The organism is Cecembia lonarensis LW9, from assembly GCF_000298295.1.
Classification (GTDB): domain Bacteria; phylum Bacteroidota; class Bacteroidia; order Cytophagales; family Cyclobacteriaceae; genus Cecembia; species Cecembia lonarensis.
In genome coordinates, this window is record NZ_AMGM01000007.1 from 77,152 (window position 1) to 97,689 (window position 20,538).

Annotated in this window: 21 protein-coding genes; 8 read left to right on the forward strand and 13 right to left on the reverse strand. The window is 41.0% G+C overall.

What is annotated here, in order from left to right; translation table 11 throughout:
• Positions 1-23: 23 nt before the first annotated feature.
• Genes rsgA through B879_RS03970 form a run of 3 tightly spaced genes read right to left on the reverse strand, consistent with a single transcriptional unit; the run spans position 24 to position 2,826 of the window.
• A complete protein-coding gene (gene rsgA / locus B879_RS03960; protein ID WP_009183851.1) occupies positions 24-947 on the reverse strand; it encodes a ribosome small subunit-dependent GTPase A in 924 nt (307 codons plus the stop codon).
• Entirely contained in the window at positions 944-1,960 is a 1,017-nt protein-coding gene (locus tag B879_RS03965; protein ID WP_202949581.1) for a stealth family protein, read from the reverse strand. The genes rsgA and B879_RS03965 overlap by 4 nt, the downstream gene beginning before the upstream one ends.
• 5 nt (positions 1,961-1,965) lie before the next feature.
• Positions 1,966-2,826, reverse strand: a complete 861-nt coding sequence (locus B879_RS03970; protein WP_009183853.1) for a glycosyltransferase family 2 protein — start codon at positions 2,824-2,826, stop codon at positions 1,966-1,968.
• A 174-nt stretch (positions 2,827-3,000) separates the two neighbouring features.
• Between B879_RS03970 and B879_RS03975 the strand changes: the two genes are divergently transcribed.
• On the forward strand, positions 3,001-3,795 hold the full coding sequence (locus B879_RS03975; RefSeq protein WP_009183854.1) for an FkbM family methyltransferase: 795 nt from the start codon (positions 3,001-3,003) through the stop codon (positions 3,793-3,795).
• Between the two features lie 76 nt (positions 3,796-3,871).
• Here B879_RS03975 and B879_RS03980 read toward each other — a convergent pair whose 3' ends face one another.
• Complete coding sequence (locus tag B879_RS03980) at positions 3,872-4,501, reverse strand: peroxiredoxin (RefSeq protein WP_009183855.1); 630 nt, start codon at positions 4,499-4,501, stop codon at positions 3,872-3,874.
• Between the two features lie 391 nt (positions 4,502-4,892).
• Between B879_RS03980 and B879_RS03985 the strand changes: the two genes are divergently transcribed.
• Positions 4,893-5,378 (forward strand): low molecular weight protein-tyrosine-phosphatase, encoded by a 486-nt coding sequence (locus B879_RS03985; protein ID WP_040400213.1) that lies wholly within the window; start codon positions 4,893-4,895, stop codon positions 5,376-5,378.
• Positions 5,371-6,243: a fructosamine kinase family protein gene (locus tag B879_RS03990; RefSeq protein ID WP_009183857.1), complete on the forward strand. Its 873-nt coding sequence runs from the start codon at positions 5,371-5,373 to the stop codon at positions 6,241-6,243. Before B879_RS03985 ends, B879_RS03990 begins: the two co-directional genes overlap by 8 nt.
• Here B879_RS03990 and B879_RS03995 read toward each other — a convergent pair.
• Positions 6,208-7,506, reverse strand: a complete 1,299-nt coding sequence (locus B879_RS03995) for an aspartate kinase (protein WP_009183858.1) — start codon at positions 7,504-7,506, stop codon at positions 6,208-6,210. The two genes, B879_RS03990 and B879_RS03995, sit on opposite strands and share 36 nt — an antisense overlap.
• Positions 7,507-7,566: 60 nt before the next feature.
• Here B879_RS03995 and fbp point away from each other — a divergent pair, with 60 nt between their 5' ends.
• Positions 7,567-8,607 (forward strand): class 1 fructose-bisphosphatase, encoded by a 1,041-nt coding sequence (fbp, locus tag B879_RS04000; protein ID WP_009183859.1) that lies wholly within the window; start codon positions 7,567-7,569, stop codon positions 8,605-8,607.
• Between the two features lie 62 nt (positions 8,608-8,669).
• Here the strand turns inward: fbp and B879_RS04005 are convergent, their stop codons facing one another.
• Genes B879_RS04005 through yihA form a run of 3 tightly spaced genes read right to left on the reverse strand, consistent with a single transcriptional unit; the run spans position 8,670 to position 10,111 of the window.
• The gene (locus B879_RS04005; RefSeq protein ID WP_009183860.1) at positions 8,670-8,972 is read right to left on the reverse strand and encodes a hypothetical protein; all 303 of its coding nucleotides are present in this window, start codon (positions 8,970-8,972) and stop codon (positions 8,670-8,672) included.
• Between the two features lie 46 nt (positions 8,973-9,018).
• Positions 9,019-9,447 carry a DUF5606 family protein gene (locus B879_RS04010; protein WP_009183861.1) on the reverse strand — a complete coding sequence of 143 codons (429 nt, stop codon included), beginning with the start codon at positions 9,445-9,447 and terminating at the stop codon, positions 9,019-9,021.
• Between the two features lie 55 nt (positions 9,448-9,502).
• On the reverse strand, positions 9,503-10,111 hold the full coding sequence (gene yihA / locus B879_RS04015; protein WP_040400229.1) for a ribosome biogenesis GTP-binding protein YihA/YsxC: 609 nt from the start codon (positions 10,109-10,111) through the stop codon (positions 9,503-9,505).
• Positions 10,112-10,233: 122 nt separating this feature from the next.
• Here yihA and ubiE point away from each other — a divergent pair, with 122 nt between their 5' ends.
• The 3 genes from ubiE to B879_RS04030 all read left to right on the forward strand — a co-directional run bounded on the left by ubiE (position 10,234) and on the right by B879_RS04030 (position 13,159).
• A complete protein-coding gene (ubiE, locus tag B879_RS04020; RefSeq protein WP_009183863.1) occupies positions 10,234-10,956 on the forward strand; it encodes a bifunctional demethylmenaquinone methyltransferase/2-methoxy-6-polyprenyl-1,4-benzoquinol methylase UbiE in 723 nt (240 codons plus the stop codon).
• 14 nt (positions 10,957-10,970) lie between these two features.
• The gene (gene porT, locus B879_RS04025; protein ID WP_306413689.1) at positions 10,971-11,678 is read left to right on the forward strand and encodes a type IX secretion/gliding motility protein PorT/SprT; all 708 of its coding nucleotides are present in this window, start codon (positions 10,971-10,973) and stop codon (positions 11,676-11,678) included.
• A 98-nt stretch (positions 11,679-11,776) separates the two neighbouring features.
• Complete coding sequence (locus tag B879_RS04030; protein WP_009183865.1) at positions 11,777-13,159, forward strand: DASS family sodium-coupled anion symporter; 1,383 nt, start codon at positions 11,777-11,779, stop codon at positions 13,157-13,159.
• 90 nt (positions 13,160-13,249) lie between these two features.
• On the opposite strand, the gene B879_RS04035 is transcribed toward B879_RS04030, so the two are convergent.
• Entirely contained in the window at positions 13,250-14,410 is a 1,161-nt protein-coding gene (locus B879_RS04035; RefSeq protein ID WP_009183866.1) for a PQQ-dependent sugar dehydrogenase, read from the reverse strand.
• Positions 14,411-14,556: 146 nt separating this feature from the next.
• On the opposite strand from B879_RS04035, the gene B879_RS04040 reads away from it, so the two are divergent.
• On the forward strand, positions 14,557-15,690 hold the full coding sequence (locus tag B879_RS04040; RefSeq protein WP_009183867.1) for a sugar phosphate isomerase/epimerase family protein: 1,134 nt from the start codon (positions 14,557-14,559) through the stop codon (positions 15,688-15,690).
• 405 nt (positions 15,691-16,095) lie between these two features.
• On the opposite strand, the gene B879_RS04045 is transcribed toward B879_RS04040, so the two are convergent.
• From B879_RS04045 to B879_RS04060, 4 genes are all read right to left on the reverse strand, one after another.
• Positions 16,096-16,590, reverse strand: coding sequence for a DUF1648 domain-containing protein (locus B879_RS04045; RefSeq protein ID WP_009183868.1), 495 nt, complete (start codon positions 16,588-16,590; stop codon positions 16,096-16,098).
• 8 nt (positions 16,591-16,598) lie between these two features.
• Complete coding sequence (locus B879_RS04050) at positions 16,599-18,008, reverse strand: Gfo/Idh/MocA family protein (RefSeq protein WP_009183869.1); 1,410 nt, start codon at positions 18,006-18,008, stop codon at positions 16,599-16,601.
• A 103-nt stretch (positions 18,009-18,111) separates the two neighbouring features.
• Positions 18,112-18,903 (reverse strand): agmatinase, encoded by a 792-nt coding sequence (gene speB, locus B879_RS04055; protein WP_009183870.1) that lies wholly within the window; start codon positions 18,901-18,903, stop codon positions 18,112-18,114.
• The gene (locus B879_RS04060; RefSeq protein WP_009183871.1) at positions 18,900-20,438 is read right to left on the reverse strand and encodes a serine hydrolase; all 1,539 of its coding nucleotides are present in this window, start codon (positions 20,436-20,438) and stop codon (positions 18,900-18,902) included. The genes speB and B879_RS04060 overlap by 4 nt, the downstream gene beginning before the upstream one ends.
• Between the last annotated feature and the right edge of the window lie 100 nt (positions 20,439-20,538).

Sequence of the window (20,538 nt, forward strand, 5' to 3'; positions counted from 1 at the left end):
AGATTCCCGAATTTGCCGGATGTTTATTTATGGCTTTCTTCTTCGAATAAAATATTTACATAGCTATCGTATCGATAAGGATGAATATAACCCTCTTCTAATTTCTGCAGCACCATGCATCCCGGTTCATTGATATGCTTGCAATTGTTGTATTTACATTGCCCCAGATATTGCCGCATTTCTACAAAATAGTGAGACAGTTCATTGTCATCAATGTCGAGAATTCCGAATTCTTTGATCCCGGGAGTGTCAATCAAGTACCCTCCATCTTCCAGTTCAAACATTTCTGCAAAAGTGGTGGTGTGTACGCCTTTGGCACTGAATTTAGAGATTTCTTTGGTGGCCTGTTGTGCTTCAGGAATCAATTGATTGAGAAAGGTGGATTTTCCCACTCCGGAATGTCCTGATAACAGGGTGGTTTTTCCTTTTAATAACGGGATAAATTCTCCTTTGAGCTTGTCTGATTTAAGAGCGGATATTTCAATAACCGGGTAGCCTAAGGGCTCATAGATTTCTTTAATATCCTGTAAATACTCGAGGTCCTTATCCTTGTACTTTTCATCCATTTTGTTGACAAGGATAGTGGCAGGGATGCGGAAACTTTCGGTGCTGACCAAAAAGCGATCGATAAAACCCAAGGAAGTCCTAGGATTTCTAAGGGTCACAATCAGGAAAGCCTGATCGATATTGGAGGCAATGATATGGGAATGGTGGGCTTTTCGGGTGGATTTCCGGATGATATAATTTTCTCTTGGAAGAATGTCTGTGATTACAGAGGTGACCTGCCCCCCTTCCTTTTCCAAAATCACATAGTCACCCACAGCTATGGGATTGGTCAGTTTGAGTTCGTCTTGCTTGAATTTACCCCTCAACCTTGCCTGAATGGTAGAGGAATCAGTTTTAACCGTATACCAGCTTCCTGTAGATTTGATTACCCTTCCTTTCATTTACTTTTTGTTGATGGTTGAAGCTTTTTCTCAAGCCAGGAAATAATGCGTTCTTGTTCATCTTGGCTGCAAAGTTCCAAACTTTGGATATTTAAAAATAAGGCATTTGGATCAGTTTCACACTTCTTTAGTTTTTTATCGATATATCCGCTATACCTGCCAGAGGGGTGCATAAACACGAAGGAAGGAGTACTGAAGTTTTTGTTTCCTGAAAGGATTTCCAGATGGTAGTAAAATGCGGCACAATTGAATTGGCTAAAATGCCGGAACCTATGTTTGATCTGATTTTTCAGAACTTCAGGATTTTCTTTAAAGTAGCTTGCTGCTTTTATTCTATTGACCGTATGAGGCGTATGGCTGGAGAAAAAATACCTGGACTTAAACCCCAAGATTTCAGCTGCATTCCACTGCCCTAAATGAAAGGATGGTTTGGGTTGGAATTCTTTATGATTCAAAAAGCCATGGTGAAATTTAATTTTCAATTTGTTCCAGAGATTCCTGAGGACAGGCCGGAATAGCCAGGTCCCGCGCATTACTGGTCTATTTTGGAGAAACAGGTCTTCAGGTTTCAGGGGCTTGATCAAAAACATATCATCACTGAGGAAGATAAACTGATCTGAAATCTCAGGGATTCTCCACAACATTGCTTCTATACTTCTGCTGTTGAAGGTCGGAAGGTATTGTTCGAAGCCAGCGAAAATTTCACGGTGATCTACAAATTGAACATGCTTGCTTCTTTCCGGAAAAAATTTTTCAATTGTGTTATGGATATCCGGATGCTGTTCATCCGTTACGATGAACACTTTACGAATAAATGAGGCAAATTTAAAGATGGAAAGGACGCTGTATTGAAGTTCATTGGCATTGCCAAACCTGGTCTCCTCTGCTCCTGGGATATAGTTCCTTGATTTGCCTTGAAGTACAGCATTCATTTTAGCTTGATGCTTGGGGTCTTCTCCATCTACCCAGGTAATTACAGCATCAATTGGATTTTCAGGGCTTCTATCTTTCATAAGCATTAAACTATCCCTTTGAACCTTTGGGGGATTTTCACCACAAGCTTCCATTTAAGCATGGTAGGCTTATTCCAAGCCCAAATGGGTCGTGCGTAGGTCTGGAGTTTTCTGGCCATACTCAGCCACTTTTCATCGGTTTTTGCTTTGGAATTAGTGATGATATTAATTGTTCGAGCCCTTTTTCGAATGTGTCCTGCTCTACCTGTAGCCATTCGGTCTTTATCTAAAAATCTGTCCTGAATCATTTTGTAATCTACCGAGCCAAAATGAAAAAGAAACAAATTAGGATCTATTCTAAAGTTATACCCTTTGATCCGGTGAAAACCTGAACCCCAATTTACAGGTTGGGAAATGACAGATGGTTTGGTATATCTTGATGAAAGCAAGGCAAATTCCCTTTGGTCTAAAAAAGGAAGGTTCTTATCCAGTGTTTGCTCCTGATTAAGGTTCTGTCCCACATCAATACCAAGTCCTGAAACGGAAGGGTTAATTTCTATTTCGCTGAGATAGGTGGCTAAGCTTTTCCCAACCTTAGGGTCTACAATTAAAAATTCATCCGCATCCACGCCAATGATGATGTCATAAGTTTCCAGTAGTTTTTTGGCTACTTCGGAAAGAAAGCCCAATCTCCGTTTTTCTGCTTTTACCACATGCTCAGCCACTCTTTTTTCATGGATGACATTGGCTTTGCCGGCGTTGGCAGGGATAGGCTGGTCTTCACCGTCTAGGTAAATGTAGAGATTTTCTTCACCAAGTTCTTTGCCATAGTATTTGATCCAACGGTTCAGGAAAAATTCATCATTCCTGGCCATGGTAATGACTGCAATTTTTTTTGTCTTGTGTGCCCCTGAAATGTCCGACATTATTGATTTCTACTTTTGAACTCTCAAAGGTACTTTATTTGTAAGGAATAAGAAATGGGATGATCCGTTTACCTCATGTTGCTTTCATCAAACCGTTAGGAAATTTTGTTGTCCTACTTTTTTTGCTGGTGGAAATAAACACTAATTTTGATTTTATCTCAACCAAAAATCCAGATGAGTCTCAAATATTTCTTCAAAAAGAAATACAATCAATTTCGATTTGATCTATGTGCTTCAGAAAATCCACTCTATCTGGGCTTTTATAAATACCTCTATAAGCCACCCAAAGGAACACTTTCGGATTTTTTGGACCAATATTCAAAAGAAAACAGTCCAGTTACATTTTTACAGATTGGAGCCAATGATGGTTTTATTTATGATCCACTGCAAAAATTCATCAAAAGGGACAATTGGCAAGGGGTAATGCTTGAGCCTCAACCGCATGTTTTTAATACGTTTTTGACAAAAATCCATGCCAAAAGGCCTGCAATCATTCCTGTAAATGCAGCTTTGTCCCATAAGGACGGGAAGACCATACTTTATACCATCGGGTTTAGTAAGGAACGGTGGGCTACCGGATTATCAAGCTTTGATAAGGAAGTTTTGATGCAAAAATTCAGGGATGGAACAATATTTAAAAAAGCAGCTAAGCAAGGAATTTCTGTTCCAGAAAATGAAAAAGACTGGATCGAGGAGTTGGAAATACACACCATGGCCTCAAGTACCTTACTGGAAAAGTTTCAAGGTAAAAAAATTGATCTTTTGGCAGTAGATACAGAAGGTTTTGATTTTGAGATTTTAAAAATGCTGCCTTTGGATAAAATGAATCCAAAAGTGATTATCTATGAAGAAGAGCATTTTGATATGGACACTAAAAATGCCTGTCAAAGTCATTTGGAATCTCTCGGCTATACCTATCATCAGGCGGGGAGAGATGTTTATGCCACCAAAGGTTTAGATTTTAAATAAAAATATCCATTTACCCTACCCACACAAAAAAAGCCCTAAGAATTCTTAGGGCTTTTAGTTTATAAACTGTGTTTGATTATTTGTTTGACAAGTAAGTAGCTACTCCCTCTTTTGTAGCTGCCATGGCTTCTTTGCCTTCTTCCCAGTTGGCAGGACATACTTCACCGAATTTTTCAACGTGGTGCAGGGCATCTACCAACCTGATCATTTCGTCAATGTTTCTTCCCAATGGGAAGTCATTAATGGTTTCGTGTCTTACCACTCCTTCTTTGTCAATCAAAAAAGTGCCTCTGTAAGCAATTGGAGCACCTTCAAAGGTCAGCATACCTTCTTCGTTGTAGTTCCACTCACCGGCAAGGACACCATAATTATGCGCAATGGTTTTGGCTGCATCAGCTACCAAAGGATAAGTAACACCTTCGATCCCACCGTTGTCTTTAGATGTCATCAACCATGCTAAGTGAGTTTCCTCTGTATCTGTAGAGGCACCTACTACTGCCACGCCTCTTTTTTCGAATTCTGCCAACTTTTCCTGAAACGCGATGATTTCGGTTGGACATACGAAAGTAAAATCTTTAGGGTAAAAGAAGAAAATCACCTCTTTTTTACCTATATACTGCTCCAAAGAGAAATTTTCAACGATTTCTTCACCGTTCACAACAGCACCTGCTGAAAATAATGGAGCTTTTTTTCCTACTAATGACATGATTTTTACTTTTTAAAAGGTTTTGAGAATTATTGATTTATTTAATCTTAGAGTCTTATTTTGGCTTTATTTAAATGGCGACATTCCAGTGATTTAACCCAAATTGGCACTGGCTACCAAAGGGAATACAAAGTTAAGTTGTGAAATTAAAGAACCAAAAAACGCAGTATAAAGTTCTGATTTTTTTTTATATTATCTCACTATCAGAATATAATGCTTTTTATAACATTTAATTTAGCATAATAGTTTGATGTTTGTGTTTTTCAGTATTAAAAATACTTCGAACTTCAAAAGATTGGTTAATAAGTTTTGTTCGAGCTCTTCTAAGTGTTTTAAAAATTATTTAACTTGTCATCTTATTGCGCGTTTGAATTAGCCCGATGAAGTTGACATGATTAAGGTTCTGTTTGTATGTTTGGGGAATATTTGCAGATCCCCTTTAGCTCAAGCTATTTTCAATCAAAAGATTCAAAAAAATCAACTGTCCAACAAATTCATGAGTGACAGTTGTGGAACATCAGACTACCATATCGGAGAGTTGCCTGATGAGCGCACCCTCAATTGTGCAGCGAAGAATCAAGTTCCGCTTCAACATAGAGCCAGACAGATTAATAGGGTAGATCTTCGGGAATTTCACTACATCGTAGCCATGGATTTTTCCAACAAAAAAAACATCAAGCATTTATTAGAAAAGTTTGGTTTGGAACATAAGAATTTATTTCTCATCCGTGAATTTCAACCAGAACCGGAAAGCCCGGAAGTTCCCGACCCTTATTATGGGGGGGAAGATAGTTTTGAGGAAGTGTATCAGATTTTAGACGATTCAATTGAGCATTTTTTGGAGTACTTGAAAAAAGGAGAGGATATTTATGTTTGATGATCAAGGTTTTTTTGAACAAGCGCTGTATTTCAGCCTTGGGCAAGAAGTACCGATCATTTCCACCAAGCTCATAGCTGCAGGTAATATTAATCAAGGAGTATATCTTAAGTCGGCCGATAGGTCTTATTTTTTAAAAGTGAATTTTAAAGAAAGCCCGGATATTTTTGAAAAAGAAGCCTCAGGGTTGAAATTGATGGCCGAAAACTCTCCCTTTAAGATCCCAAAGGTTTTAAATTATGGAAGGATAGAGGATCGCAACTTTTTATTGATGGAATGGATCAATTCAACTGTAGCCCAAAGTAGCTATTGGATAGAACTAGGTATTGGTCTGGCAGAGATGCATATGGCCACTAGGGCAAATTTTGGTTTAAATACGCATAATTATATTTCCTCCATACGACTGGAAAATGATGATGAAGATTCTTGGACAGACTTTTTTATTAAAAAAAGATTAGAGCTCCTTATAGGAAGGGCTTATTATGAAGGGTTGATTGACTTGGACTTCCTTAAAAAATTCCAGTCCATTTACCCTAAAATTCAGGATACTTTTCCAAAAGAAAAGCCTGCACTCTTGCATGGCGATCTATGGTCTGGAAATATCATGAAGGATGAAAAAGGGGCTCCTGTATTGATTGATCCAGCAGTTTATTTTGGGCATAGGGAAATGGATCTTGCTTTCTCCAAACTGTTTGGTGGTTTTGATGCCCAATTTTATGATGCGTACAATGAAGTTTTTCCTTTAGAGCCTGGTTTTGAAGATAGGGTTCCTATTTATAACCTCTATCCGCTTTTGGTTCATCTCCTTCTTTTTGGAAAGGCATACCTTTCAGGAATAGAGCGGACGATTAGGCGCTTCCTGTAGGGGCTTAGCTACCATTTGAAAGGTTGACCTTGTTACCTGTTCCATCAAAACCTCTCTTTGCTCCATCAATTGATTGATAATTTCTGGATTATGGTTTTTAATAGTGATCAATTGTAAGGCTTCATTGTACCGGATCTCAAAAAGTCCAGACAAGGCTTCGATCAGCCTATCTAATTTGAAAGGTTGTTTGTCAATGACTATAGAGATACTGATGGCTGAAGTTTGAAGCATATTGACTTTTAACTTCAGCTGCTCAAGTTGAGCATATACCTGATGTATGTGCTTTTCTTCAATAAAGGTAAAATCTGTAACCTTAAAACTCACCAATATTTGATCCTCCTTGAGGACGATGCAGGGTATGTGGTTTGATTGTTTTATATGGTGAATCCTTGTTCCTGATTCTTCAGGTGCAAGAAAAGATTTGACATAAAGCGGAATGGATAGATTAGCCAGTGGTTTGATGGTTTTGGGGTGTATTACTGAGGCCCCATAATAAGTGAGTTCTGCTGCTTCCTGGTAATCCAGTTCATCAAATTTTACCGCATTTGGAAACCTTTTTGGATCGGCATTCAGGACTCCAGCTACATCTTTCCAAATGGTTACAGAATGTGACTTCAGGCAGGCACCCAAAATTGCTGCAGTGAAATCAGAGCCTTCCCGGCCTAAAGTAGTAGAAGATCCTCCTTTTTCTCTTCCTATAAAACCTTGGGTGACCACTGGGAATTTAGTTAGAATGGGGGCTAAGATATTTTTGATGTTCTTAGTGGTTTTTTTCCAGTCTACTTTAGCAAAGCGGTAATCTGCGTTGGTTTGAATGAGCTCGCGCGCATCCTGCCAGACACAAAAAATTTCCACCGAGCAAAGGTATTCTTGCACGATTCGGGTAGCCAATAGTTCCCCATAGAGAATTATCTGATCATAATATTGATCAAAGTTTTCTACTCTAAGGGACTGCTGTAAATCCCTGTCAAGCTGTATAAAATGATTTTCAATTTGATGATGGATGCTATGCTCAGGTTCAAATAATTCCGAACAAATGTCCAAATGGTAGTTTTTTAGAATTGTAATATTTAAAGAAAAATCTTCCCCCTTTATTTTTTTTTCTAAAATGCTTTCCAAGGCATTGGTGGTTTTGCCCATGGCAGAAACTACAATTACGGTATGATTTCGCAATCGATTGTATAAAATTTTTGATAGGTTTATGATGGATGGTGCATCTTTTACGGATGCACCTCCAAATTTAAAAACAAAAGTTTTTAACATAGGAAATTATGTCGTAATTTTCGATTAGGTATAACTCAAATTTAATTTTTCTAATATTTTATGAAAATCAAATATTATACGCCAAGTGATTCTAAGCTGGCCTATTCTGTGGGCGTTACCTTGGATCGTTTCATCAAAAGTAAACAGGATGATTTTCCTTTTGCTTCAGGAGAACTGTCTCAGTTGCTCAGGGATATAGCCTTGGCGGCAAAGATAGTCAATCGGGAGACGAATAGAGCAGGTCTGGCTAATATTGTTGGGGCTCTTGGAAATACCAATGTGCAGGGAGAGGAACAGCAGAAGCTTGATGTCATCGCTAATATCCGCTTTACAAGGGCTTTGACTAAGGGGGGGGAGGTTTGTGCAATTGTGTCTGAAGAAGATGATGAAGTAATCGACCTCCAAAATAAATCCGGTAAATATGTGGTGGCAATCGATCCTTTGGATGGTTCTTCCAATATTGATGTAAATATTTCTATTGGCACCATTTTTTCCATTTATCGCAGGGTCACTCCTGTCGGAAGCCCCATTCAACCGGAAGATATCATGCAGCCTGGCATGCAACAGGTGGCTGCCGGATACGTGCTCTATGGCTCATCCACCATGTTGGTCTATACCACCGGTCATGGTGTCAATGGCTTTACCTATGAGGCTTCATTGGGTGAGTTTTTTCTTTCTCATCCAGACATGAAGGCTCCTGAGGACGGACTGATTTATAGTATTAATGAGGGGACTTATGATCTTTTTGAACCGGGGTTAAAGGTATACATTGAGCAATGCAAAAAGAGAGAATTTCGGGCAAGATATATAGGAAGCTTGGTGGCTGATTTTCATAGAAATCTGCTCAAAGGAGGTATATACATATACCCAGCTACGCCAAAGTCGCCATCAGGCAAACTTCGCTTGCTATATGAGGCCAATGCATTGGCATTCATAGCCGAGCAAGCGGGTGCAAAAGCCAGTGATGGGGAAAACAGGATTTTGGAGATCAGGCCCACATCCCTGCATCAAAGAACACCTTTGTATATCGGGTCAAAAGTAATGGTTGGTGAGGCTGAAAGTCTTTTAAGAAAAGAAAGAAACCAAGTTCTGGAAAAGTAAAAGCGTGTAGATTGATAGGGTTCCGCGGGAGGGTCTTTTGACCTGAACGCGGATTTTCCATTTTATAGTCCTTTGTATTTTTGGCGGATCTCCAGTTTCTGAATTTGCCGCCCTACCAAAGCCGAAGCAAGCTCCTCAGCCATACTGTCCGGATCTGATTCATAGAGGATTTTTTTCAACTTTTGTTCTCCCAGATCAATGCGGTAACAGAGCCCCAGCAACCTTTCGAAATCTCTGTCCAGCATCCGCTTGATGATGGGACTGAGTAATTTAATCAGCTGTTCTTCATTGAGGTTTTCCCTTATCTCGGGGAGTTCGAACTCTTTTTTGAAATAGGCAGCAGAGGCCAGTATGATGTCTTTCATCTGATCTAAAAATTAAAAAAGTGGGGATAATAAGCCCCACTTTAATTTATTCTGCTTCTTTATTACTATCTGCTTCTTCGGCCTTGAGCACATCAGGAGCTTCTGCTTTGATGATTTTATACCAAGAGATTAGTTTTTTGATGTCTGAAGGATAAACCTTGCTTTCATCGTAATCGGGTAAAATGTGTTTTAAGAAAGCTTTTAGCTCTTCGGCATCAGCATCAGCATCCAAACCCAAATCACCATCAAACTCTTTGTCGATGTTTTTCATGATTTCCTCTAAGGGAGAAGCGCCTTCCTCTGTCATGGTGTACATGGAAATTTCACCCAAAATAGATACCCGGTGATTTGCACCTACTACCAGTTTACTTTTTTTGCCATCCAAGGATTCCAAAATTACCCCTCCCCGGGTTGGTTTCAATACTTTGTATAATCCCGGCTTACCAGATACTGTGGCTATTTCATTAAATTTCATAGTTCCAAATGTTTTAGGCCTGCAAAGATAAAATATCCCCTAAAAAGGCCAAGTTTTACTTTTGACTATCGTAATATTCTTCGACTTCTTCCCCGATGAATGCCAGCAACTCTTCTTTTCCTTCTCCAGTTTGTGCAGAAGTAACATAGTATTGTGGCTCATCCCCGAAAATTTCCAAACAGGAATCTAGAAATTTTCGAACATTGGCTGAGGTTTTCTGCTTTCCCTGCTTATCAGATTTCGTAAAAATGAGTACAAATGGGATACCTTGCTCTCCACACCAGGTAATGAATTCGATGTCAATTTTTTGTGGGTCCAACCTGCTGTCAATTAATACACAAACGGCCACAAGATTTTCCCTGTGTATCAGGTAGTCACTGATCATTTTTTCCCAGGTTGATTGTATACTTTTGCTTACTTTGGCAAAGCCATAACCTGGCAAATCCACAAGATACCAATTGTCATTGATGAGAAAATGATTAATCAGCTGGGTTTTGCCTGGTTTTCCAGAAGTTTTAGCCAGATTTTTATTATTGGTCAACATGTTGACCAAAGAGCTTTTTCCTACATTGGAACGGCCAATAAAGGCAAATTCAGGCATTACCGGAGCAGGACATTTTTTGTAGTCTGTATTGCTTATGACAAAACTGGCTTTCTTGATCATTGCTTTTTTTTTACAAAGGTAATCCTTTTGAAAAAAATCGAGGGCTTCAAATACGTATATAATACGCAACATTTTTTAGATGCTCGGGTTTACTTAGTAATATTGCACAAATTTTAACGTCCATGTCGGTAGTACCATACAAAGAAAAGCAGGAAGGAAAGAAGGAGCAGGTAGCAGAGATGTTCAATAACATCAGCAAAAAGTATGACTTTTTGAACCATCTCCTAAGTCTAGGGATAGACATCATCTGGAGGAAAAAGGCAGTTAAAATCCTGAAAAAGGATCAACCCAAATTGATTTTGGATATAGCTACAGGCACAGGTGATTTTGCTATAGAGGCTTTGGCCCTGAATCCAGATAAAATAATCGGAGTCGATATTTCAGAGGGGATGCTCGCTGAGGGCAGAAAAAAAATGAAAAAGAAAAAATTGGATCATATCATTGACCTTCAGTTGGGGGATTCAGAGAAGTTATTGTTTGAGGATAATAAGTTTGATGCAGTGATCGTTTCTTTTGGAGTGAGAAACTTCGAGAACCTCGAGAAGGGTCTTTCGGATATGCACCGAGTGCTGAAGCCAGGTGGGAAAACTGTAATTGTTGAGTTTTCCAAACCAAAAAAATTTCCTATGAAGCAAGGATATAATTTTTATTTCAAATATATTCTGCCTCAAATTGGGAAATTAGTATCCAAAGACAATTCTGCTTATACCTACCTGCCAGAGTCGGTACAAGTATTTCCAGATGGGAAAGATTTTCTTGCGATATTGGAAAAGGTAGGTTTTAAAAACACGCAATGCAAACCCTTAACTTTCGGCATCAGTTCTATTTATGTGGGCGAAAAGTAAGCCTAACCTTTTGCTTGTTATTATTTATAGGTCATGCCTCCTTTTCTCAGGCCAGGTATGGTGAAATCAGCAAAGCAGGTCAGGACGACAAATTACTTTCTTATGGTTTTTTTCTTGCAGGGCATACCAATACTTTTAGACTAAGATATAGCGATGCTTTTCTCGATCCTTCTACAGGTTTGGGAGGAGATATAGAAAGCATTGTTCCTGTGTATAGCGCGGGTTTTTCCTTAGGGTTTTTGGGTATTTTGAGGTTGCACGACCAACTCAACCTCATGTTTACGCCGAAAATCGGATTTTATGAATTCGTAACAGACGTCAATTTCATGGGTGATGTTGGGACAGCCATTGAGCCTTCAGGAAGGCGAGAGACATTTGTGGCAGAAGCTACCATGGTAGAATTACCCTTATTATTTAAGTACAAGGCTCAGCGTTTCAATAATAGCAGGATGTTTTTTACTGCGGGTGGCAGTTATATTTTCAGGACCAAAGACCAGGAAGAAGCTGATTTTGAGGGTTTAGTGAGTACAGGAAGGGATATTACATTGGATTTAGGTGTAGGTTTCGATATGTATTTTAAATTTTTCAAGTTTTCGCCTGAAATTCGGTTTTCTCATGGTTTGTTTAACCTTTATAAGCCTGAAACCACTGACCCTAGGTTTAGAGATCTCATCTCAGATATTCGAAGAAAATCCATTACACTTTACTTGCATTTTCAGTAAACCCATTAAAATTTCAGCAAATAGATTTTCGTTACTTTTCTTGTCATTTTTGATCAAAAGTTCATCTTTGTTGTTCAAGATTAAAAGGCAAATGATGAATGTATAAGATTTTTGGCGTGTTTTTATTGGGCGTCATCCTATGGTTTATGCCTGTGCCTGAAGGTATGGATCCTCAGGCCTGGCAATTGTTTACCATTTTTATAGTAAGCATTCTCAGTGTAGTATTTCGGGTATTTTCAATTTTACTGGCTTCAGTTCTTGGGTTGGTTTTAGCCGTTTTTACACAGACCTTATCTCCGGACCAGGCTTTTTCCGGGTTTTCCAATGATATCGTGTTGCTTATCGTTATGGCCTTTTTGATCGCTAAGGCTATGGTCAAATCAGGCCTAGGTATACGTATGGCTTTGTTATTGATTAAGCGTTTTGGTAAATCTGCTCTTGGTCTGGCTTACAGTCTTTTGATGACAGACATGCTCATTGCCCCAGCATTCCCCAGTAATACTGCCCGTTCTGGTGTGCTTTTTCCAATTGTCTTTTCCGTAGCCCAAGCAAATGGATCTGATCCCGAAAAAGGCACAGAAAAAAAATTGGGAAGTTACCTAATGTTTACCAGTATGGCAGGCATAGGTTTATCTTCAGCAATGTGGCTGACCGCAATGGCTGTTAACCCAGTGGGCGCTGCCATGGTTTCGGGTTATGGTGTTGATATTCATTTTGCCAACTGGGTTTTGGCGGCCTCTGTCCCCACTATGGTTGCTGCTTTACTTTTGCCATGGGTTTTGTTGAAAGTTTATCCACCTGAGATCAAATTCACACCTTCTGCAGCATCATTTGCAAAGGAAGAATTAAAAAAGAGAGGGGGAATGAGTAGGAATGAAAAAATCACACTTGGTATTTTTATTTTGCTGGTGATGGCTTGGTCTTTGTCTGAGTTATTTGGGATTGATCGCACAGCAACAGCTTTTTTAGGTCTTGGTTTGCTTTTACTGACAGGGGTTTACACCCCCGCGGACATTCGCAAAGAAGGTGAGGCTTTGGTGACCATGATATGGTTTGCGATTCTGTTCGCTATGAGTATGGCTTTATATGATTTGGGTTTTATGAGTCATGTAGGCTTATTGATTTCTAAGGAGATTGAGATGCTTTCGAAACCTTTAGCTTTTCTGGTATTGGTGTTTATTTATGTACTATTTCATTACTTATTTGTCAGTCAGACTGCTCATTTGTTGGCTCTTTTTGGCGTTTTTATTAGTGCAGGGGCAGATCTAGGGCTTTATGTGACCGGGCTGGCCTTTATGCTGTTATTTGCCACCAATTATTTTTCCGTCATTACTCCCCAGGGAAGTAGTTGTAATGTGTTGTATATCAGTAGCGGCTATATTAGTGTGGAGGAGGTATACAAATATGGAGGCTTATTGACTTTGTTCTTTTTTGTGATTTACAATACGGTTGGTCTGGCTTGGGTTTTCTGGATTTTTTGATGTTGAACGGAATCATGTCTTAGAAATGTGTGATAAAAAAAGCCATGCTGTTTCCAACATGGCTTTTTCATTTGAATATCATTTGTTTGATTAACTACCCTGAGGGATCAATTTGATCATCAATCCAGTAGCTTCAGTAACGGCATAAATATAACCGTCCGGACTTTGGGATACCTGACGGACACGCCCAATGCCATCCAGTAGTTTTTCTTCTCCCACATAAGTAGTGCCGTCCAGTTCTACCCGCGCTACTTGTTGACCGGCCAAGGCCGCTACTAAGAGATTACCCTTCCAGGCAGGATATCGGTCTGAAGTTACTAAAGTCATTCCACATACTGCAATGGATGGCGTCCAATGTGTAACAGGTTGCTCCATTCCTTCTTTTTCCGTCAATTCTGTCAAAATGGTACCGTCATAATTGATACCGTAAGATATCACCGGCCAACCGTAATTTTTCCCTTTTTCGATCAGGTTCAATTCATCTCCTCCCTTAGGGCCATGCTCTACAGCCCAAATGCGGTCATTTTCGGCATCGTAAATCATACCCTGAGGGTTTCTGTTGCCATAAGTCCAAATGGAAGGATTTGCCCCCGGAGTATTGACAAAAGGGTTGTCCTCGGGAATGCTTCCATCATCCTTGATTCTATGAATTTTACCGTGATCATTATCCAATTCCTGGGCATTGGTAGGTCGGGAACCTTTGTCTCCATTAGAGAAGTACAGGTAACCTGCATTGTCAAATATGATTCTGGAACCAAAATGTCTACCGCCTTTCCATTCAGGCCCGCAGACAAATATTTCCTCTACACTGTGCATGTCATTGCCGTTCAATTTGGCCCTGGAAATTACCAAAACATCTCCTTCTCCCTCAGGTCTGGAATAAGCCAAGTAAATCCATCCATTGTTGGCATAATCTGGATGTAGGGTGATATCCAACATGCCGGCTTGGTTGATCTCCCTGGTTTCCGGTACACCTGTCAATTTTTCACCAGTAAATTTATCGTCTTTGAAGACCAGGATTTCACCTTTTCTTTCTACCACGAGCATCCTGCCGTCGGGAAGCCAAGTCATCCCCCAAGGACTTTCAAATTCTGTGTAAAGGGTGTCCACTTTAAATGTCATTTTGTCGGAGACTGTGGCAAAAGGACTTGGTTCCTGAATGCGGCTATTTTCTTCTTTTTCTGCGCAGGAAATCAGGCTAACGCTCATCATCCCCAGAAAAAATAAATAGAAACTTTTGATTTTTTTCATGTCATTTTTGCTAATTGAAACCTTAAAGCTAATCAATTTCAATGGTATTTGTTCATTCCATTTTATAAGCGGTGGCTTTTTAGTATTGAAACCTTTTTTATGCTCCTCTAGCTTAATATCTTTAAACTTTATCAAAAACAATACCTATGAATCAAATATGGATCATGACCTCCGCCTTTGATCAGCTCAATTTGGATCAGACGATCGAAAAAGCAAATGAGGCAGGGGTGCAAGGCCTGGATGTCTGTGTCTTTAGAAAGGATGGTACCCGGGATGATTTTGTGGCCACACATATGGATTATGATCATTTTACACCAGAAACTGCTCAAGAAATTCTTAGCAAATTCAATGCTGCTCAACTGCGTTTATCATTAGGTGCTTTTGAAAATCTTATAGGGGGAGATCCTGGGCACAGGGTCAAAAATCAAAACCATTTACTCAAATTGATCCGGATGGCTTACTTGATGGGCGGGGATGAAAATGATGTGAAGGTGGGGACGTTTGTAGGCTATAACCATGATTTGGGTAATCAGGAAAATGGATTTGAGAAGAACCTGGAGGAGTATCAGAGGGTATTTGCACCCATCATCAAATATGCGGAAGACCTGGGTGTCACGGTGCTGTATGAAAATTGCCCGATGGAGGGTTGGCGCTCTTCAGGTTACGGTACGACTTTCAATAACCTGACCGGTGTTTTGGCGGCAAGAAAAATCATGTATGAACTCATTCCGAGTCCCAACCATGGGGAAATCTATGACCCATCTCATGACATTTGGCAGAATACCGATCCTGTTTCGGTGATCGAGCACACAGATATCAACAGGTTGAAAAGGATACATGTGAAGTCCACGCGCAATTTGCCGGACCCGTTTTGGGGAAATATGTATCCGATGCAGCGGGTGAAACCGGAATGGGCGGCCAAAGCAGGTATTCCCTACAGCACCAATGAATGGGATAGGCACCATTATGAGGCAACGTTGCCTGGCTTTGGGCTGGGTGACAGCATGGATTGGAGAAGGTTTGTGGAGGTTTTACAGAAAATGGGATTCAATGGACCTTTTGAGATTGAAAATGAGGCCAAGCTTTCCAAGCAAACCGGCAAGATGGGTGCAATCATGCAGGGAATCAAGGCAGCTGTGCAGAACCTTGCACCGATGTTGTATCCGCTTACCGATGAGGGTTTTGTCTATCCCAAAGCTGAAGTTCAGCCGCTCAAAGATCTAAACAGAAAGGATGTGCCGGTGGTGAGGATGGAGGAGTTGGTGGGAAGGGGAAAGTGAAAAGTTAGGAAAAAGAGCCAAGGCAAAAGTAAAAAGAGCCAAGGGGAATGGAGAGTGAATAATTAATAATGAAGAGTGAATAATGAAGAGTGAAGAATGAAATGTGAGATTCCATTTCCCGACAAGGCCTGAAGAGCCACGTTGTATTATCCAGGGGCAACGTCCCGGGTAAAAGATCAGGTTTCCATCAGGTAAGGCCTGAATGGCCGCTCTGTATCAGCCTGAGGTAAAACCCCAGGTTAAGGATCCCGAACCCACCACGTGAGGTCTGAAGGACTGATAGGTGATAGAATGAAAACCCATTAAAAAATTAAGTTCAGGTGACGGTCGAAGCGATTATCGTTGTGGCCGCTGCGTGAAACAAAATGCAGTGATGTACCACCGATGGCATGATATGTCTTGCCTTTATTTTTTAAAAGCCTTGATCAGGTAAACAACAATTGTCCCAAAGAGGGTAATCAGGAAGAACGGCATAAAACCCCTTCCCAAACCCACTTGATTTCCCAGTGCATTTTGGATAGTACCATAGGAAGAATACAGGAAAGTACAGACGATGATCACATTCAAGGTTCTGATCATACGGGTCGCCATGCGGTACTGCCTTTCTGCATTTTCAGGAGTGATTTCAGTAGGGTAATTGAAGATATGAGGGACTTTATTGAGGAAAAATAAGCCCGCATAGGTGATCAAACCCATAATGGGCATCATCCAGATCATGCCTTTTCCCCAATAGGCAGTTACTTGTCCTGAGACATTATAATGTTTGGGAATTCGGTCTGGAAGTTCAGGATAGAAGTAAATTGGAAGCACCAACAGGAGGACAAGGGCCAAAAAGCCCAAGCCCTCCATGATTTTATCCATAGAGGACCATTGCAGTTTGATGATAGGTCTTTCTGCCATTTATTCTTTTACATTTCCCAACCTGCTCTTACGGGCTCTTTGATATATTGGTCAGCTTCAGGAATACCTATGGCTTTCATGTTCTGCTCATCCCATTCGATTAATTTGCCACCTAACCTTAATGAAAGAACACCCAAAAGGGTAATTTCAGTCAATCTGGATCCATATTCAAAATTGGAGGAGGCTTGGTCATTGTTAGGGATGGCATCTACCCAGTCTTGGAAATGTCCATTAGACCTTTTTAAACTGGGAGTGGGAGCTTTGATGCTATTGCGTAATGATTCCGGGTAAACCTGTGGTTTCCGGTTGCCCCCATCATTGATGATGATGCCTTTGGTACCCACAAACATAGAGGCTCTTGAAGGGTAAACATATCCTTTGGGTAAGGCAGGGTGGAGGTCAGGCTTCAACCCTCCGGAGTACCAGTTAATCTTCATGGCTTTTTGTTGACCTTTAGGGGAAAAGTGGAAATAGCCAATCTCACCATATGGAGCAATTTTACTGTCTGAATAACCTGCAGGAAATACTTGCACTGTATCTGGACTCTTTAGGTCAAAGGCCCAAGTGACAGCATCCAGGTCATGGCAACCAAAATCCCCCAAAGCGCCACAGCCATAATCCCAAAAATCCCTCCAAGTGACAGGAACATAATCTTTGTGGAAAGGCACCATTTCCCTCGGCCCTATCCATTGGTCCCAATCAAAACCTATAGGCATGGTGCTTTGACCTTGTGGTAAACCCTTCAATCCCGGGAGCCAGCGACCTGCAGGTACCCAAGCATGGCATTCTTTTACTTCTCCTATGACGCCTGCACGCAGGAACTCTACAGTCTCCCTGATACCATCTGTCGAATGGCCCATATTGCCCATTTGGGTCATCAGGCCAGTCTCTTTCGTGACCTTGGCTACTTCCCTTGCCTCCCAGATATTGTGGGTAAGCGGTTTTTCGCAATACACATGCTTGCCCATTTTCAGGGCCATCAAGGCGATGTAGGCATGGGTATGGTCAGGGGTGGAGATTACGATGCCATCCAAATCTGATGAATTTTCCATCATTTTGCGGAAATCAGTGTGTTGGACCACCCGCTTGTTGTCCCCCTTGGCGGCATTGTGCGTCTCAATCATATTGGAAACAGGTCCTAAACCTGCCTCTGATCGGTAGTAAAAGTCGGCCAGGTTCCAGTAGTAGGCAGGATCGGCAACTGCAGGAATATTCACATTTTCTATTTTTAGAAAATCCTGGGCATTCTGCTTTCCTTTTCCTCCTGCACCGATAATACCCAAGTTGACCTTGTCGCTAGGTGCTGTATATCCTGGACCGCCGATAACGTGCCGGGGTACTATCATCATTCCTGTGCCACTTAGGGCAGCAGCTTTTACAAAATCTCTTCTGGAAAGGGGTGATTTTTTATTTTTCATGCATAATCTAGGTTTAAGGTTGATGATAGGATAAGTTATTGATTTTGCACTTATAAAAAATCATTATTTTGATGAAAGCTGGCTCAATAAATATCCATGGTTTTTAGGCCATTTTAGCAATAAGTTCCTTCATCAATTTAAACGCCACCATTGCTGTCATGTCATGATGGTCCCGGATAGGATTGTATTCTACCAAATCAGCTCCAATGATTGGTAATTTGATAGCCAGCAGTATATCCAGTAATTGTCTGCTGCTCATTCCACCAGGTTCATAATGGGAAATCCCCGGTGCAAAGGCAGGATCCAAGACATCTATATCCAAAGAAATATACAAAGGACCCTCCAAAGCAGAAATAAAATCCATGGTGAAATCTTTCATTTCGATGATATTGACTTTGTACTTGGCCGCCTGTTCCCGCTGATGCTGGGTTAAGGAACGGATGCCCACTTGGGTGAGAGAATTTACCAAACCTTTTTCTAAAAGCCGAGCAAATGGCGAAGCATGGGAATAAGGATTTCCTTCAAAATTCTCATATAAATCCCCATGGGCATCGAGCTGCAGCACATGCAAAGGCCCATGTTTCAGGGCATGGGCTTCAATGACCGGGTAAGCGATGGAATGATCTCCTCCCAAACTCAGTAGTTTGCTGCCATCGGCTATGGCTTCGCTGACGGCTGTTTTGATCTGTTGATAGGCTCTTTGGGAATTTTGACTGGAAAAAGAAAGATCACCCAAATCCTGGTAATCCCTTCCAGCTATAATTTCTACTCCCTCTTCTGTATAGTTATTGGCAGAGCCTTCGGTTGCCATCAGACGGATTCTGGGAGGAGCTAAATACGGTCCTCTGAGGAAAGAACTGTTGCTATCGAAGGGGATTCCTAAAACTTTAATCATGGATTGGTTTTTATGGGTTTCAATTCTTCAAAGAAAATATCATCATTTGGCACATTGAAGTCCATGCCCGTAACCTGCATCTTGTTATTGAGAAGGAATTGGAGGGTTCCGAAATTAAACCAGGCATGTTTCTCATCCCAGATGATTTCATAAGTATCGTAATGCCAGTGTTTCAAACTTGCTGAAAGTTTTGGAGCATCTTCGAAATACAGGCGCAAAGCGCCATTTTCTTCCTTAACTTCGATTTTGCCATAGATGTCTGAGCGATAGTTTCCTGTAAATTGCGAAGAAGAGACGGATGTCTTGGTATTGAGAACTCTGGATTTTTTGATGTCTTCGATGCGGGTGTCATTGGCTTGGTTGGCCAAACTCCTTTTGAGTAAATCTGCTGACCAGTCCTTATTTCCTGTTCCCAAAAATTGGTCAAAAGCATAATAGGTAGCCGCCATGATGGGGCTTTGATGACCATTGGTCAGGACAACTACCCCCAACTTTTCCTCAGGAATCATGGTCACAGCGGTAATCATTCCATCGTAGCCACCTGTATGACCTACCATGAATTTTCCATGAAAATCACCCATATTCCAACCTAATCCATAACCACTGAAATGCCTGCCCAGGTCGTTTGGCTTGGTATGGTCCACCACATTGACATTATGCATGGTCCACATCAGGTTGCGGTTTGCTCTGGAGATCAGGGTGTCTTGTCCGATAATCCCATGGTTCATATTGAAGATCATCCACTTGGCCACATCGCTCACCGAAGAAATCAACCCGCCAGTAGCAGCGATACTTTCCCAGTCTTCAAAGTCAATGGGGAAATTTTTGCCACCTTCACGTCCATGGGCAGTGACATAATTTCCCTTTTTATCCAGATTTTTGGCTGTGGTAATGGTCCTGTCCATGCCTAAAGGCTTGAGGATACGCCCCTGCACATTTTCTCCCCAGGTTTTGCCGGTAATTGTTCGGATGATTTCCCCTGCCGTCACATACATTAGGTTGGAGTAACCATAACCTCCGCGGAATTCAAAGGCTTGAGGCACCTTTCCAGCCCTTTTGATAAAATCTTCAGCAGAACCTTCATTTTTGTACCAAATCACATCTCCACTAAAAGTCCCTAGGCCAACCCTATGGCTAAGGAGGTCCCGGATGGTGACATGTGCACTGATCCAAGGATCATCAAAAAGGGAAAAATAAGGCAGATAGTCTTTTACCCGATCGTTCCAGTTGAGTTTGCCCTCCTGTACCAACATCGCCAACACAGCCGAAGTAAAAGCCTTGGAATTGGAGGCGATGGCGTAAAGGGTATGTTCATCGGGTTTTTCATTTTTACCAACCGTCTTTGTACCGTAGTTTCCCGTAAAAACCAGTTGCCCATCTTTGACAATGCCTATACTGGCTCCAGGAACATCCCAGTCTTTCACCATCTGTTCAAAATAAGCATCAAGTTTTTGGAGATCTGGGCTTGTTTGGGCCTGAAGGGAGTGGCTTGCTAAGAGGAAAAAGATCCAAAAGAAGTGTATTTGTTTTTTCATCAATTGAGCGGGGATAGTTGATGGCTCAATTTAGAAAGGACTTGGGACTGAGACAATAGGTATTTAAACTTATTCCATGAATTGGAATTTTGATTTTAAA